A 16,437-nucleotide genomic window follows, 5' to 3' on the forward strand; every position below is an offset into this window, starting at 1 on the left:
CTCCCCCGCCTGCCCGGCGCACCCACGACGCCTCGATCACGGTGCGGGGAGACGGCCGACGATGGGCTTCAGCGCGGCTTCGGCTGTCGGACATATCTGTTCGGATTGCCGGTACGGGTCGGTGACTTCCACTGTGACGATCTCGACGAAGCTGTCACCGATCGATCGGAACAGGTACATGCGAGTGCACGCGTTGCGTGAGCCGCTGAAGTCGAACGAGGACTCGGTCAGAACGGTGACGCCGTCACCCAGGTCGACCGGTTTGTGCGAGAAGCCGAAGTCGATCCGCCTCGGCTGCGACAGCGTGACGCGCAGATGCCCGTCACCGTTCCATTCGCACCCGTGGGCACCGAGCAGCTTCGCCGGTCCCGCCGCGGTCAGAGTCTGCGAATCCGGTTGTCCCACCAGTGCACACGGATCCAGCGCGGACAGTGTTCGCCCGTCAGCCGGGTCACGGGGCAACGCACCCATCGAGGAGGCGAGCCGTTCCAGGACATATTCCGACAGAACGCAATCGCCGGACTCCGACGACTCGACAGTCAGGCCCCAGCGCGCCGCCTGCTCGCCGTTGTCCAGACCGACGGCACAACCCGTACCGCGCTCGAGCAGCGGACGACCAGCGATCTTTCGGTCGGTGGCGGTGAAACCATCCATGCCGGAACCGATTTCGACGGCCATGGTGCCGACGACCGAGACTCCGCTGCACCCCCAGGTGGAGGTCGGCTGCCAGTTCCATGCCGCCGTGTCCATGGCCGTGCCGCCGGTCACCTCGGCGGGCACGCTGTCACCGAGTGCCTGACGCAGCCAGGCGCAGGTATCTGTCCCACGCACCTGTGCGAGGGCCGGAAACGCCACTGGTTCGACATCGGGTGCCGCAGTGGGGGTTTCGGGTGCACGCAGCAGCACGATCGCGACGGCGGCCGTCAGAGCTATGACGCAGGCCGAGGCCGCGGCGATCCACAGGGCTCGGCGACGCTTCGGTGGCGTCGGCGCCTGGGAAACCGGCTGGGCCGACGAAATGATCTGAGTGGCACCGGGATCAGCGGTAAAGGCAGCCAAGCTGCTGGTGCGGGCCATGATCTCGGTGCCGATCGCCGCAGGCCACGGTGTGGCTTGCACCGGCAGCACCCCGAGGTGGTCGAGGATCTGGCTCGGCGTCGGCCTGCGGCGTGGATCCTTGCTCAGGCACGCTGCGATCAGCCCGCGAAGTTCCGGCGGCACGCGGTCGAGCGCGGGTTCGGTGTGTACGACATTGAACAACGTCAGCGGGGCCGAGGTGGCCGCGAACGGGCTCGCGCCGGTGGCGGCCATGAACAGCAGGCCACCGAAGGAGAAGATGTCGCTGGCGGCGGTGAGCTGTTCGCCGTTGGCCTGTTCGGGCGACATATACGCGGGCGAGCCGACGACAGCGCCTGTCTCGGTGCGCATTCCACCCGACTCCGCGGAATAGGCGATACCGAAATCGATGACGCGGGGTCCGTCGGCTGCGAGAATCACGTTGGCGGGCTTGAGGTCTCGATGGATCAGGCCGGTGCCGTGGATCGAGTGCAGGGCCGAGGCCAGTCCGGAGGCCAGGGTGCGCAGGGCGGGGACGGGCAGCGGACCGTGCGATCCGATCGCGCTGTCGAGCGGGACACCGGGGATGAACACCGAGGCCAACCACGGTGTGGGACCGGTGAGTTCGAAGTCGATGAGCGCGGCGGTGAAGGCGCCGGACACGCGCATTGATACGCGGATCTCGCGTTCGAAACGGGAGCGGAACTCGGGGTCGCCGACCAGATGCGCGTGAATCTGCTTCACCGCCACGAACCGTCCGTCGGGGCCGACGCCGAGCAGCACCCGCCCCATGCCGCCTGCACCGAGTACTCCCAGAATGCGGAAACGCCCGACAACAGCCGGTTCGTTCGCCGCCAGCGGTTCGATCACGCCCACCCCACTCACCAGACCGCCACACCGCACGTGTGTTTTCGGGTGAAACCTAGCATTTCAGTCTGCGGTTCGACTGGCCACTACGACGGCGCACAGGACTATCGCGCAGCTGATGACCGATGTCAGGGAGAGTTTTCCGTCGGTGGCGTCGAGAACCACAGCGGCGACCAGTTGGCCCGCTACCGAGGTCAACCCGAGGAGAAGGACCCCGATCAGGCCGACCGTGACGGCGGCAAGGGCGATGAAGGCCACCCCGATCAGGCCGCCGGTGTAGAGCCAAGGGTCGGTGGGGAATTCAGTGGGGAGGCCGGTGGTCGACAGGGTGTAGAGGTCGAGGAGGAGCAGGGCGGTCAGGCCGACGGCGAAGTTGATCAGGGTGGCGGTGAAGGGGCCGCCGGTGGCGCCGACCCGGCCGTTGACCGCTTGTTGCCAGGCCAGGCCGATGCCCGCCAGGGCTGGCAGGACGATGAGCAGGGCATCGGGGACTCCGGTAGTCACCGTGGTCGGGGCCGAACTGCCACCGGCCGAGAGGACGACCCCGGTGATGCCGAGGGCGGCGGCGCCGATCCGCCATGGGGTGATCGGGGTTCGGCCGTTCGGGGCGAGGCCGAGGCGGTCGACCATGAGGCTGCTGGCGAGTTGGCCCGCAACCACCGCGACGGTGAACGCGGTGACACCGATCGCGGCGATCGTGAGGCCCTGGGCGGCGACGAAGAACGCGCCGCACAGGCCGCCGAGCAGTTGCCATCGCGGCAGATTGCCCTCCGACACCGCACTCCGCACCCTGGTGACACCCGCGCGCAACGCGGGACTGACCGCGAAAGCGAGCAACAAGGCGATCAACCCCGTACCGAAACTGATGGTCGCCGCCGCGATCCCATCGGCCAACCGCGCACCCAACGCCCCGTTGATCCGCCCCTGCACCGCGACACCAGCCCCGATACAGAACCCGAACACCAGCCCGAGACCACGACGCCCGATCATCCGCTCCTCACCACGGTCGACAAACCCAGATGTGAGCATGCCAGCCGTGGGCAGGATTGTGCGTCAGGGCTTGGGCAGTTGCCGCACCGCGTGCACCATCAGCGACTCCACCGTCGCGCAGATCGAGGCGCTGTCGACATGCGGTCCCGCGATGGTCAACTCCATTCCCTCATACTGCTTCTCGTCGACACTTCGATGTCGATAGATCCGCGCGCACCCCAACACCGGACCAGGCGGTTCGCTGCCCTTGAGCAGCGTCACGCCATCGACGGTGACCGAGCCCACCGGCTCGAAGGACGTACGGATAGCCACCACGGTCACCAACGCGCTGCCGTACCAACGGCACTCGTGCGCGTTCTCCGGGCTCGTCGGCTCGGCAGTCAATCGAGGGACCGCTGCCACAACGCGGGGACGATCCAAGAGCCCGCACAGGTCCACTGACGACAGCGAGATCGCGGCATCGGGCCTGCGCGGCGCGGTGCGCAGAGTTCGAGCGAGCTGCGCGATGATGTGATCGGCGACGGCACATCCTTGCTTCTCGACGAGAGCGGTGTCGAACTCCAGCAGGATTCCGGTGGTGGTCCGCCGGTCGGAACTCGCGATCGCGCGTTCACAGTTCTTGGCGTCGCCTTCGAGCACGGTGACGCCATCGATGTCCTTGCGGTTGGGCGGGATGTCGTTCAGGGCTACCCCGAGGCTGAGCCGGATTCCGTCGTTGTAGACCTGTTTTTGCTGGTCGGCATAGCAATTCCAGCTCTTCTCGAGCTCGAACCGCCACGATTCGGTCCGGGTCGGGTTCTCTCTCCATGCGGGGCTGTCGCCCATCGCCGACCTCAACCACGCACAAGAATCGAGTTGGCGAATCTCGGCCGTTGACAGCGCCTTCGGTGCCTCGGCGGCGACGGAGTCGCCAGTTCTCGACAACCACAACGCGCCCGATGCGACGAGGACCATGACGATCGGCGCCGCGAACACCCGACGAGTCCGCACCGAGGTCCCCTCGACCCGATCGCGCAGGTTCGCAAACCGATCGCGTCCGAACCTGGTCGCCGCCGCGAACGCGGAGCCGACAGCGGCCGAGCGCACGGGTTCGACGTAAGCGGGGACAGGCGCGGCGGCCAGCATCGCCGACGCAGCCTGTTCGGTACGGTCGATCTCGTCGAGGATGGCCGATGGCCAGACCTGCTGCCGCGCACCGACGTAGGCGATGATCTGGGCGGGCGACGGTCGCGCGGCCGGGTCTTTACGCAGGCACGCGGCGATCAGTTCGCGCAATGGTTCAGGGACCGCGGACAGGTCGGGGTCCCGTTGCGCGATGTTGAACAGTGTGTACGGGACCGACGGGGCAGCGAACGGCGCTACGCCGCCTGCGGCACAGGCCAGCACCGAACCGAGCGAGAAGACGTCCGACGCGGTTATCAGCGCACCGTGCACGGACTGCTCCGGCGACAAATAGTCCGGTGGCGCCAGCGAGGTGCCCCCGAGGACATCGACGCCGGCCAGCTCGATGCCGTCCCTGGTCAACGCCACCGTGTCCGGTCGTACCCGCTGATGAACGAGCCCGGCCGCGTGCACCCCCTGCAGTGCGTGGGCCAGCGCCGAAGCCAGCGCGCGAACAGCTTCGACGGGAAGCGGTCCGAAATCCGCGACGGCACGGTCGAGTCGTACAGACGGCACGAATGTACGTGCCAGCCATGGCAATTCGTCGTCAGCGTCGACATCGAGCACGGTGGCGTTGCCCGGACCGCTGACTCGCATGGCCGATACTGCGCCGTGCCGTAGCCGTAGCCGCAGATCGGGTAGCTCGAGCAAGCGCGGCAGCGACTGCTCGACCACACGCAGCGAATTGTCAGGCGCGGCGGCCAGCAGCAGGCGGAAGTTCGGCTGCGGGTCGAGCAGACCGACTATGCGGTAGCGACCCACCTGGGTCGGATCGGTCGACGAAGGTCGGGTCGGGGTCATGGTTTCGCCAACTTCGCGAGGATGGGAGTCAGCAGGGTCCGCAGGCGGTCACAGCCATCGGTCGCCTCGTCGTAGTAGGGGATATAGGTGGCGCGAACCAGCTCGGCCGATTCGTCACGCGTCGGTCGAATCGTGAGCGTGTACTCACACCAGCCGCCCCGGTCGTCGATGGTGCCCGCCCAGCCGTCGAGCGAAGTCAACTTCTGGAAACTGCTGTTCGGCTTCTTGTTGTCGATTCGAGTCTGGTCGGTGAAGTTCAGGTGGAATTCTCCGTTGGCCCCGGTGACCCAACAGCTACTGCCGCCCTGGGGGTTCTTCTTCGCGGGGTCTCCGACAATCTGGAGGTTCATGGCGCGATCCATGATCGCGCAGGCGTTCACCAACTGAACAGAACCGGCAGCGACCTTCCGTAGCGGCGGGTTGACCGAGAGTCGGCGAACAACCGCCGCCAGCGCGCGCTCAGCCAGGGGGCAACTGTCGGCAAGGCCCGATGCCTCCATATTCAGTGGCATTCGGAAACCGGCCTGGGTTTCGACGAATCGATCACACGTCCTGCCCTCTTTCCGGTCCCCTTGGACCGGCAGCCACGCGATTGTGCTCCCCATCGGCAACGCGTCGTCGAACGCCCAGCCCTGCGAGATCGACAGCGCGAAACTCAGCTTCTGCCCGGCGGAATCGGTCATCTCCACCGAGCACGTGGTCTGGAATACCCCTTTCGGAGTTGACCGGTACGTCCCGAAATCACCCAGCACTTCGGGGCCCAACAGCGCACACACGTCGAGCAGCATCGACTCCCGCTCGGAGAGCACGAGGGGCGGATCGGTCATCGCGATCGCGTTCCCCGGCACCCCGATGCCGACCAGCATCGAACCGATCAGAATCGCTGCTGAGACCATTGCGACGGCCGCGAGTGTCCGGATCCCTCTCGCGCGCTTGTCGCGCTGAGGTTTGCGCGCGAGCTCAGGCGAGGGCACGGTATCGCCCGCCGCGATGGCGGTCGCATCGCGTTCGTACTCGGCGACCCGTCGACGCACTCGCACCGGCCACACCGGTTCGACCTCGAGCTGTTGTGCGAGTGCGAGCAACTCACTCGGGGTCGGGCGCTCGGCCGGATCCTTGGCCAGGCACGCCTCGACAATGCCACAAATCGGGTGGGGCACAGCGCTGGTATCGGGATTGATGTAGAGCACGTTGTACAGCGTTTGCGGTGTCGACCCCGCCGCGAACGGACTGACCCCCGTCGCGGCCATCGCGAGCACCGCACCTGCGGAGAACACATCGGATGCCGTTGTCAGCGTGCGGCATTCGGCCTGCTCCGGGGACATGTAGGCCGGTGAGCCGATCACCGCGCCGGTGGCGGTCAAGCTGATGTCGTCATCGAGGGCACGCGCGATACCGAAGTCGATGAGTCGTGGGCCCTCATTGGTGAGCAGCACATTGCTCGGTTTGAGGTCGCGGTGTACCAAACCGGTGCGATGGATCTCGAGCAGCGCCATCGCCAGCCCGATGGCCAGCAGTTTGAGTCCGCTCGGGGTGAGTCGCCCGAAGTCGTTCACCACCTCCTGCAGTGACGGACCAGGGATGTATTCCGAAGCAAGCCAGGGGTTTTCGGTATTGACATCGTGACCGACGACGCCCGCAGTGTAAGCGCCCGTCACCCTGCCACTGGCGAGGACTTCCCTTTCGAACCTGGCCCGGAACTCGGCGTCGTCGGTCAGGTCGGCATGGACCTGCTTCACCGCGACGAGCCGGCCGTCCGGCGCCTGGCCGAGGAACACCCGGCCCATCCCGCCACTGCCGATCACCGCGAGGATGCGATACCGGCCGAGTAACTCGGGGTCTTTCCGATCACGAGGTTGCATGGCCGATCACCGATCCTGGGCGAGTAGCGCGTATTGAGCCGCGGCGAGGTGTCGGACGTCAGGTTCCAGGTAGCTGAAGACGACCACCACATCAACGCCGCGATGGACAATGCACTTGAAGCGGTTCGCGAGAACGTTGCGCTCGTTCGGCAATTTCGCCTGCCAACACGACACCGTGGGCAGACCCGCGATCCCCGGTATCGCGACGTATTCGCGTTCACCTTCCTCGGCCAGCCTGTCCGCCTCTGCCGCCGCCGCTTCAGCGCTGGCCGTGTGACGCAGGTACTTGTGGTGTGCCACCGCGACCTGCGACACCGAGGCAGCGCGCAGAGTCGCCAACATCGCGGACGGGCGATCCCACAGCAGGGCGAAAGCACGCGGACCATAGACCGAGAACGTGCCTGCTCCGGTATCGCCGTCGAGTTCCGGTTCGGCGGTTCGCACGAGCCGGGTGAGGAGCTTGTCCGGGTCGATACGCAGATTCGGCAGATCCGCCTCGGCGGTGGGCACGAACCCTTCCAGGTCGGCGAGTTGGATCCGATAAGTCTTGGTCAATACGTCGACCAGGAGCTCGACGCGCGGCTCGAGTACCTTGGCGTAAACCCGGATGACCAAGTTCTTCCACGTGATCCAACTGCCGACCGTCGGCACCGATGGACGCCAATGACTCAGTGCCGCAGGATAATCCGGGAGCACGATCGGTACGTTGTCGGCACCCTGCTCGAAGTCCGCGCGGGCCATGTCCGCTGCCGCTGTTCGCGCGATGTCCTCGGTCTCGAAGGCCAGCAGCGAAATCGCTACGGACTTCTCGTCCTTGTCGTCGGACCGGCCGTTGTCGGCTATCGCCCCGAACGATGCGTGGACGCCTGCCTTGCTCGCCACATTGCTCTGAACACCGGACAGCATGTTCATGCCGGGTACCAGGCCGCGATGATCACCCATCACCCCGCCACCACCGGTCGAGGTCAGGTCGGGATCTATCCGGTCACCGAAGCTCACTCGCTCACCGAGTCGCAGCGACTCCACCAGGATTCCACGAGCCCGGCTCGGTCCCTCGTCATAGTCGGCCGGAGCAGGGTCCGTCGAGTAACTGCCGTGATCCGGCCGGACGGGAGCGTCACCACACCCCATCGGCAAGCCGAGCACGAGTAGTGACAGCACCGCGACGCGATGCAGCCTGAACCGCACGATCATTCCCCCTAGAACCAGCCTCAAACGTGACTGGTCATATCAAACCTGTTGCGAAAGTTAGCATCTCGCACCGAAGGCTGCTACCGCTGCGGTAGCCGAGGGACCGATGCCGCGATGATCGCCTCTCCCGCCGGGCATCGGTGCTCCTTGGGCTGGGCGCCGAGTACCTGCACAGTGACCGACTCGTGGTAGTGCGCGTCGACAGCGCGGAACCGATAGATACTGGAGCAACCTCGGTTATCAGCGTCCTGGTAGATGTCTTTGTTGTAGACCACCGTGCCGCCGCCGATGTCGACGGCATCGCGGCCCGAAAGCGTGCCGGAATCACGGTCGTTCGGCCGACCGAGCTCCACCTGGACTCGACCGGCCCCGCCCCACGAACAACCGTGCGCCGTCGGCACACCCGGCCCCGATGAACCGGCAGCCCTGACCTCCTCTTCGGTCAGGAGGGCGCAGGGGTCGACCGACGCCAGCGAGCGTGCGGCGGCGGGATCCACCACAAGAGATGGCAGTGCCGCGACAAGGCGATCAACGGTGTATTCGGCCAGCGAGCAGTCGACCGCCACACCCGTCTCGACACTGATCCCCCACGATGCGGGCCCGCTACCAGCAACGGCGAACGCACAGTCGCGACCACGTCTGAGTAGGTCGAGTTGTGCGACTGTGCGCTGTGTCGATGTGAAACCCGTGATAGCTCGGCCTATCTCGACGGTCATCCGACCCGACCCCGAACTGCCGTCACACCCCCACGACGATGTTGTCGCCCACGTCCACGAGTCGGTTTCGCGGCGAACACCCCTGGCGACCGGTTCGGGCAGCGCCGGGCCCAGCGCTTGTCTCACCCACGCACAGGCATCGACTACGCGCAGTTGCGCCAAGGTGGGTACAACCGCCGCCGGGCCTGCCGCGTTCGGTGCCGCGGGTGCTGCGCCACGCAACAGCACCACGGCCGCGGAGGCGGCGAGAATCATGGTGACGACAGCGCAAGCCACGCCGATGACGAGCCCACGGCGACGTTTCGGCTGCTCAACTGGCACCGGACGGCGCGGCGGTGCGGCCAGAATGATCTGGGTGCGATCGGGATCGTCGGTCAGCTCTCGCATCCGTGCGGACTGGTTCGCGATGTCCTGATGTATCAGGGCGGGCCACGGACTGGCCTGGAGGGCGAGAACGCCTAGATAGTCCAGGATCTGCGCGGCGGTCGGACGCGCGCGCGGGTCTTTGCGCAGACAGCCCGCGATGAGCTCGCGCAGTTGCTCGGGAACCGGCGTGAGGTCGGGCTCGGTGTGGACGATGTTGAACAGGGTGAACGGTGCGGAGGCGGCGGCGAAGGGACTCACACCGGTCGCTGCCATGTAGAGCAATGAACCGAGAGAGAAGATGTCGCTGGCGGCGGTGACCGAGTCGGCGCCCGCCTGCTCGGGCGACATGTACGCCGGAGAACCGAGGACACTGCCCACCTCGGTGAGCGACTCCTCCGATTCTGTCGTTCTCGCGATGCCGAAATCGATCACGCGGGGGCCGTCCGCGGCGAGAATCACGTTGGCGGGCTTGAGGTCTCGGTGGATCAGGCCTGCCGTGTGAATCGAATGCAGAGCCGAAGCGAGACCGGAGGCCAGGGTTCGCACACTGGCGAGCGGGAGTGGGCCGTACTGCTGAACTGCGGTATCCACGGGCACGCCGGCGATGAAGACCGAAGCAAGCCAAGGGATTTCACTGGTGGTGTCGAAATCTACGACGGCGGCGGTGAAGGCACCCGAGACACGGGTCGAGATCGCGACCTCGCGGTGGAATCGGGCGCGGTAGTCGCCGTCGTCGAGCAGGCGCGTGTGGATCTGTTTGATCGCAACGAAACGGCCGTCCGGGGCGAGGCCGAGCAGCACTCGGCCCATTCCGCCTGCGCCCAGCACACCGAGGATTCGATAGTGGGACACCATGTTCGGGTCATCGACCGACAATGCCTTGATCAACTTTTCGACTCCCCCGATAGCACTCATCGCGGCAGGAGTACAGCTCACCTGCCGTGCGTCCAGAACCTAACACCGGACTCTGCTAGTCCGCGGGGCGCGGCGGCATCCAGGTGGGTGTCAGCATGGCAGCCGCGAGCAGGACCGTGCCGAGCAGCGCGATCGTGGTCGACATCGACAGGTATTGGGTTGCCGTCGCTACGAAGGCGAAGACGGCCAGGGCGACTATTTCGGAGAGCAGGCCCGAGACCGAGGTGACGGTGGCTCGGGCAGGGCCTTCGATGGCGTCCTGGAGGCGGGCGCCTGCGACTACCTCGGCGTTGAAGTCGATGCCGTAGGCGATGCCGATGCCGATGAAGCCGATCCAGATCATGGATGTGCCGACGGCGAGTGCGCCTGCGATGAACAGGATTCCGGCGAGGAACAGGGCTGCCGCGATGGTGCGGGAAGAGAGAGATTCGGTTCGGCCTGCTAGGAGGGAACCGATCAGTGAGCCCGCGACAGTGACGCCGACCAACAGTGCCGAGGTGCTGGTGGAGGCGCCGCCGGAGATTGCGAGGAGGCCGAAGTATTCGTCGAAGGCGGTGACGCCGTAGAGGAGGGCGCCGAGTAGGACGCCTCGGCGGACTCGGCGGACGTGTAGTGCTTCGGCGATACCGGTTTTGAGCATCGAGAGGTATCGCGACGATGTGCCGTGTGTTGTCGAGGGCGAATTCGGTTGGGGTGCAACGGCTACCTGCTTGACATGGGGACCAACCGGTTCGGGGTCGTCGTCGAGGTCGTCGACGGCGGTGGCGGAGATGGCGACGGGGGCGCTCGGTAGGGCGAGGGCGGCGAGGGTGTGGACGATGCCGACGCCGACGCTGACCCAGCCGACCAGTGCGTAACCACCGAGAGCGAAAAGGGGTGCGGCGGCAAGGATTGCGAGCAGGACGGTGGATTCCTGGGCGCCTCGGGCCCAGCCCATGATCGCGGCGTAGGCCGACGGTTTTTCGCGGGCGACCAGGTCGTCGTAGATCAGGGCTTCGAAGGTACCTGATTCCAGCGATCCGGCGGCGCCCCAGAGCAGGAAGCCCACCGCGAAACCCGCGAACGAAGGCGCCGACATCCAGGTGGCGAAACACGCGGCCTGCAGCACACAGCTCAGGATCAACAGCCCGCGCCGGGACACCGTGTCGGCCCAGGCGCCGGAGGGCACCTCGAGCACGAAGGCGGTTACCGACCAGATCGCGAGCAGCAGCGAGATCTGCGCTGTGCTCAGCCCGTGCTCGGCGAACAGCACCCCGTAGAGGGCGTAGATCGGCAGCAGGTCACGCGTGCCCTTGAACAGCACAGCACGGACGGTGAGGTCGCGAACAGGATCACGTCGCAACCAGGCCACCGCCTCCCGGAGCGGGAAAGATCAACAGCCGTAGATGAGCATTCGCATGACCACCATCGTTCGCGCCGAGACCGGCCGGGTCAAGCGATTATCCGAGTGGGATCCAGCCGTTGGCGGCCAGGGAATCGTCTTCGTCGGTGGTGGGGATCAGGGGGCGGCCGTCGTTGAGGTCGTTGATGAGTTCGGACACCGGGTGGGAGTCGCTGTAGTGGTAGCCCTGGGCGAGGGCGAAGCCCAGTTCGGTGAGGACGGCGGCTTGGTATTCGGTTTCGACGCCCTCCGCGATGACCTGGAGGTCGAGGGATTTGCTGAGGGCGGCGATGACGCTGAGCAGGGGTGGGGCGGGGGAATCGGAGCGGATGGCGGCGACGAAGGACTGGTCGACCTTGAGGATGTCGCTGGGGATGGTGGCCAGGCGGCTCAGGGAGGAATAGCCGGTGCCGAAATCGTCGATGGCGATGCGCACGCCACGCTCGCGCAGGGTGTGCAGGTTGGTGATCGCGGTCTGGGATTCGGCGGCGAGTTCGCTCTCGGTGACCTCGAGGACGAGTTGGTCTGCGGGCCAACCGGTTTCGGACAGGATGGTCGCGACACGCTCGGCGTATTCGGTTTCGGCCAGTTCCAGGCCGGAGACGTTCACATTGAGGGTGAGGTTCAGCGAGGCGAAGCTCTCCTGCAGGCGCGCGGCGTCGGCGCAGGCGCGGCGCAGGACCAGTTCGTCCAGGTCGGAGATGAGGTCGTATTCCTCGGCGACGCGGATCAGGCCCTCGGTGGTGACCTCGGGTTGCGCGCTCGACGACCAACGCAGCAGCGCTTCGACACCGACCGCCTGGCCGCCGTCTTCGGTGAGGCTGACGATCGGCTGATAGTGCACGTCCAAAGCGCCGCGGTCGATGGCCTCGCGCAGTTCCACGGCCAGGGGAAGCTGACGCGAGGATTCGAGCACCGTGCGGTTGCGGCCCGCCTGTTTGGCCCGATACAGGCCGACGTCGGCGCGGCTGACCAGCAGCGATCCGGATTCACCCGGCTGCCACGAGGTGACACCGGCCGAACAGCCCATGGTCACCGCGGCACGCAATTGCTCGGTGAGCAGGATCGCGGCCTGCTCGGTGGTGCCGGGCAGCAGCAGCGCGAACACATCGCCGCCGAACCGGGCCAGCACCTGGCCGGGGGCCAGCAGGTCGAGCCAGGTATCGGCGACCCGCTGCAGGACGGCGTCGCCCGCGCGATGGCCGAGGTGGTCGTTGATCTTCTGGAATCGGTCGAGGTCGACCAGTACAAGGGCCATGCCCTGACCGCCGCGACCGGCCGCGTCGATCGCCGGGTTGAGCTGCTTCTCGAAACCGCGGCGGTTGAGCAGGCCGGTGAGCACGTCGATATCGGCTTCCGACGCCATCCTGGTGAGGATGCCGACCACCACACCCGCACCGAAGGTGACACCGGCGGGGATCAGCCCCGACCACCACGGCAACCCACGCGCGGGCAACACCAGCAGACACAGCACCATCGCGAAACCGATATGCGCGGCGGCCTGGGACCAGGCGAAGAACAGGGCAGCATCACAGGCGACGAACACGAAGAACGAGGCAAGGGTGATGGCGCCGACCATATTGGGGAAGTCGTACACGGCGACCGCGACGAGCACGGTGGCGGTGGCGAGATAGGCGTGATGCAGGGCGTGCGGCATGCGCGGACCCCACGCGAGCAGGGTGAGCCCGAGCAGCACCGAGATGGCCGCCGCGGTGCCGACAACCGTTCGGTTACCGTCCTCGCCCGGTGCGACGGCAGTGATCATCAGGCCGAGGACACCGCCGAGGACGTAGAACGCCCCCGTTGTCCTGGCCATGACCTTTGCCGTCGCCAACGCCGATGCCGCCCGCACCCGGGTTCGGGTATCGCCGCGCGCCCCGATTCCTCGCACGAGCACCAGCCTAGATGTTGATGGGTCACGGTGTTTGCTACATCCACAAATGTGGTGTCAGCAAACTGTGAGCTTACGGCTTCAGCACATCGGTGCCGACGAACGGGACCAGTGCGGCGGGCACCCGCACCGAACCGTCGGCCTGCTGGTGGTTCTCCAGGATCGCCACGATCCAGCGCGTGGTGGCCAGCGTGCCGTTCAAGGTGGCCGCCACCTGCGCCTTTCCGTTTTCGTCGCGGTAGCGGACCGAGAGCCTGCGCGCCTGGAAGGTGGTGCAGTTGGAGGTGGAGCTGAGCTCGCGGTAGGTCTGCTGGGTGGGCACCCAGGCCTCGCAGTCGAACTTGCGCGCCGCCGAGCTACCCAGATCGCCGCCTGCCACATCGATCACCCGGTAGGGCACCTCGATCGCGGCGAGCATCTCGCGCTCCCACGCCAGCAGCCGCTGATGTTCGGCTTCGGCCTGGTCAGGGGTGGTGTAGACGAACATCTCCACCTTGTCGAACTGGTGCACGCGGATAATGCCGCGGGTGTCCTTGCCGTAGCTACCGGCCTCGCGGCGGAAGCACGACGACCAGCCTGCGTAGCGCTTGGGGCCCTCGCTCAGGTCGAGGATCTCGTCGGAGTGGTAGCCGGCCAGCGGCACCTCCGAGGTGCCGACGAGGTAGAGGTCGTCTTCTTCGAGGTGGTAGATCTCGGCCGCGTGCTGGCCGAGGAAACCGGTGCCTGCCATGATCTCCGGGCGCACGAGCACCGGCGGGATCATCATGGTGAAGCCGTTGGCCACGGCCTTCTGCGCGGCCAGTTGCAACAGGCCCAGCTGCAGCAGCGCGCCGTAACCGGTCATGAAGTAGAACCGCGAACCCGACACCTTGGCGCCGCGCTCCATGTCGATCAGGTGCAGCGACTCGCCGAGTTCCAGGTGATCCTTGGGCTCGAAGTCGAAAACCGGTGGGGTGCCTACGGTTTCGAGCACGATGTAATCGTCCTCGCCGCCCGCGGGCGCACCCTCCTGCACGACGTTGGAGATCGCGCGCTGGGCGGCGTCGAGGTCGGCGTCGGCCGCGCTCTGGGCCAGTTCGGCCTCTTTGACCTTGGCGGACATGTCGGTGGCGGCGGCGAGCAGCGCGGGGCGCTCCTCTTTGCTCGCCTTGCCGATCACCTTGCCCATGGCCTTGTGTTCGGCGCGCAGGTTGTCGGCGGTGGCCACGGCGGCCCGGCGCGCGGCGTCGGCTTCGAGCAGGGCGTCGACGAGCGCGGGGTCCTCACCGCGGGTCCGCTGCGAGGCACGGACGGCTTCCGGGTTCTCGCGCAGGAATCGGAGGTCGATCATGAGAATCAAGCCTAGTTGTTTACGCAACCCTTATTCTCTCGGCCCTATGCCAATCGGGCAGCGCAGGGGCATAGTTGCGGTGTGAGTACCACTTTCGACACCGCCGTCATCGATACCGCGCTCGCCGACCTCACCGAGGGGGAGAAGACCTGGGCCACGACCGGCCTGCGCCGCCGCCGCGAACTGCTCGACGAGCTGCACGCGCTCACCGCGCGCGACGCCGAGGCCTGGGTCGCCGCCGCCCGCACCATCAAGAAGCTCGACGCCGACAGCCCGCTGCTCGGCGAGGAGTGGATGTCGGGCCCGATGACGATGCTCGCGGGCGCGCAGGCGCTGAGCGAGTCGATGGCGGCGCTCGAAAAGGGCGCGAGCCCGATCGACGGTGTCGAGCTCACCACCGCACCCGGCGGCCGGGTGGCGGTGCCCGCGCTACCGCACGGCTTCTACGACAAGCTGCTGCTGAGCGGATTCAGCGCCGATGTGTGGCTGAAGCCCGGTATCGATGCCGCGACCGCGCGGCGCAAGGCGGGCCTTGCCCAGCGCGAACCCGCGAAGACCAACGGTGTCGGCGCGGTGCTCGGCGCGGGCAACATCATGTCGATCGCGCCGCTGGACACGCTCTACGAGCTCTACGCCAACAACCGCGTCGTGGCGCTCAAGCTCAACCCGATCACCGATCCGCTGCTGCCGGTGTTGCAGGCGATCTTCGCGCCGTTCATCGAGCTCGGGGTGGTACGCATCCTCACCGGCGGCGCGCCGGAGGGCGGCTACCTGGTGAACCACCCGCAGGTCGCGCACGTGCACATGACCGGCGGCGCGCCGACCCACGACGCGATCGTGTGGGGGCCGGGTTCGGACAAGACCGGCGAGCCCGTCCTGGCCAAGCCGATCACCAGCGAGCTCGGCGGTGTGGCGCCGTGCATCGTGGTTCCCGGCGACTGGTCGGCCGCGGATCTGAAGTTCCAGGCCGAGCACGTGGCCACCCAGCGCCTGCACAACGGTGGTTACAACTGTGTCGCCGCGCAGACCGTGGTGCTCGCCGCGGACTGGCCGCTCAAGGAGCAGTTCCTCACCCAACTGCGCGCCGCGATCGACAACGCGCCCGCACGCACCGCCTACTACCCCGGCAGCGACAATCGCGTCGCGGGCGCACTGGAGGCCTACCCCGACGCGGCCCGTGCCAACGGCCGGTTGCTGGTCGAGAACCTGCCCGCCGGCGACACTCCCCTGCTGCGCACCGAGTACTTCTCGCCCGTCCTCGGCGTGGTCGAACTGCCGGGCCTCGGAGCCGAATTCCTGAGCAACGCAGTCGATTTCGCCAACGACGAATTGATGGGCACCCTCGGCGCCAACATCATCGCCGACCCCGCGACCATCACCGAGCTCGGCGCGAAACTCGACACCGCGATCCAGAACCTGCGCTACGGCACCGTCGCGCTGAACGTCTGGACCGCGCTCGCGTTCCTGACACCGCGCGCCAGCTGGGGCGCCTACCCCGGCCACACCATCGACGACATCCAGAGCGGCATCGGCGTCGTACACAACGCCTTCCTCCTCGACGACGTCGAACGCACGGTGGTCCGCGGCCCCTTCCGCCCCGCTCCGCGCTCGATCCTGGGCGGCGAACTCGCCCTCAGCCCGAAGCCGCCGTGGTTCGTCTCGAACAAGACCGCGACCTCCACCGGTCGCAAACTGACCGACTTCTACGGCGACGGCAAGCTGCGCCGCATCCCGGGCATCTTCGTGTCAGCTCTGCGGGGATAGGTACGCTCGGGGCCAGCAGTCGTACACACCCAGCAACAACGACCCGACCTCGAGGAGGGTCCGCCGACGCAGTCGGCGGTCGCGGCCGTCCCGTCGATCAGGTGCCGTTGCGTAGGCGACGAAGGAGCAAGCAACGGTGCCTGATC

General features: G+C 66.8%; 10 protein-coding genes. 1 reads left to right on the top strand and 9 read right to left on the bottom strand.

Annotated elements, in window-relative coordinates; all coding sequences use genetic code 11:
• Positions 1-36 precede the first annotated feature (36 nt).
• The 9 genes from ACFW6D_RS20990 to serS all read right to left on the bottom strand — a co-directional run bounded on the left by ACFW6D_RS20990 (position 37) and on the right by serS (position 14,527).
• On the bottom strand, positions 37-1,926 hold the full coding sequence (locus ACFW6D_RS20990) for a protein kinase (protein ID WP_379330508.1): 1,890 nt from the start codon (positions 1,924-1,926) through the stop codon (positions 37-39).
• A gap of 60 nt (positions 1,927-1,986) precedes the next feature.
• Entirely contained in the window at positions 1,987-2,913 is a 927-nt protein-coding gene (locus ACFW6D_RS20995; protein ID WP_379330510.1) for a DMT family transporter, read from the bottom strand.
• Between the two features lie 63 nt (positions 2,914-2,976).
• On the bottom strand, positions 2,977-4,875 hold the full coding sequence (locus ACFW6D_RS21000; RefSeq protein WP_379330512.1) for a hypothetical protein: 1,899 nt from the start codon (positions 4,873-4,875) through the stop codon (positions 2,977-2,979).
• Positions 4,872-6,737, bottom strand: coding sequence for a serine/threonine-protein kinase (locus tag ACFW6D_RS21005; RefSeq protein WP_379330514.1), 1,866 nt, complete (start codon positions 6,735-6,737; stop codon positions 4,872-4,874). Before ACFW6D_RS21005 ends, ACFW6D_RS21000 begins: the two co-directional genes overlap by 4 nt.
• A 6-nt stretch (positions 6,738-6,743) precedes the next feature.
• The gene (locus ACFW6D_RS21010) at positions 6,744-7,925 is read right to left on the bottom strand and encodes a hypothetical protein (RefSeq protein WP_379330516.1); all 1,182 of its coding nucleotides are present in this window, start codon (positions 7,923-7,925) and stop codon (positions 6,744-6,746) included.
• Positions 7,926-8,008: 83 nt separating this feature from the next.
• Entirely contained in the window at positions 8,009-9,925 is a 1,917-nt protein-coding gene (locus ACFW6D_RS21015; protein ID WP_379330518.1) for a protein kinase, read from the bottom strand.
• Between the two features lie 55 nt (positions 9,926-9,980).
• Positions 9,981-11,276 (bottom strand): MFS transporter, encoded by a 1,296-nt coding sequence (locus tag ACFW6D_RS21020; RefSeq protein ID WP_379330520.1) that lies wholly within the window; start codon positions 11,274-11,276, stop codon positions 9,981-9,983.
• Positions 11,277-11,364: 88 nt separating this feature from the next.
• Entirely contained in the window at positions 11,365-13,197 is a 1,833-nt protein-coding gene (locus ACFW6D_RS21025; RefSeq protein ID WP_379330522.1) for a putative bifunctional diguanylate cyclase/phosphodiesterase, read from the bottom strand.
• 73 nt (positions 13,198-13,270) lie between these two features.
• Entirely contained in the window at positions 13,271-14,527 is a 1,257-nt protein-coding gene (serS, locus tag ACFW6D_RS21030) for a serine--tRNA ligase (protein ID WP_379330524.1), read from the bottom strand.
• A gap of 81 nt (positions 14,528-14,608) precedes the next feature.
• Between serS and ACFW6D_RS21035 the strand changes: the two genes are divergently transcribed.
• On the top strand, positions 14,609-16,291 hold the full coding sequence (locus ACFW6D_RS21035; protein WP_379330526.1) for an aldehyde dehydrogenase family protein: 1,683 nt from the start codon (positions 14,609-14,611) through the stop codon (positions 16,289-16,291).
• Positions 16,292-16,437: the final 146 nt, after the last annotated feature.

Source organism: Nocardia sp. NPDC058705 (assembly GCF_042749305.1).
Lineage (GTDB): Bacteria > Actinomycetota > Actinomycetes > Mycobacteriales > Mycobacteriaceae > Nocardia.

What these genes read in the sequence shown, in the direction of transcription:
- ACFW6D_RS20995 (WP_379330510.1), bottom strand. Translation starts at nt 2,913, where the DNA reads ATGATCGGGCGTCGTGGTCTCGGGCTGGTGTTCGGGTTCTGTATCGGG.
- serS (WP_379330524.1), bottom strand. Translation starts at nt 14,527, where the DNA reads ATGATCGACCTCCGATTCCTGCGCGAGAACCCGGAAGCCGTCCGTGCC.
- ACFW6D_RS21015 (WP_379330518.1), bottom strand. Translation starts at nt 9,925, where the DNA reads ATGAGTGCTATCGGGGGAGTCGAAAAGTTGATCAAGGCATTGTCGGTC.
- ACFW6D_RS21005 (WP_379330514.1), bottom strand. Translation starts at nt 6,737, where the DNA reads ATGCAACCTCGTGATCGGAAAGACCCCGAGTTACTCGGCCGGTATCGC.
- ACFW6D_RS21000 (WP_379330512.1), bottom strand. Translation starts at nt 4,875, where the DNA reads ATGACCCCGACCCGACCTTCGTCGACCGATCCGACCCAGGTGGGTCGC.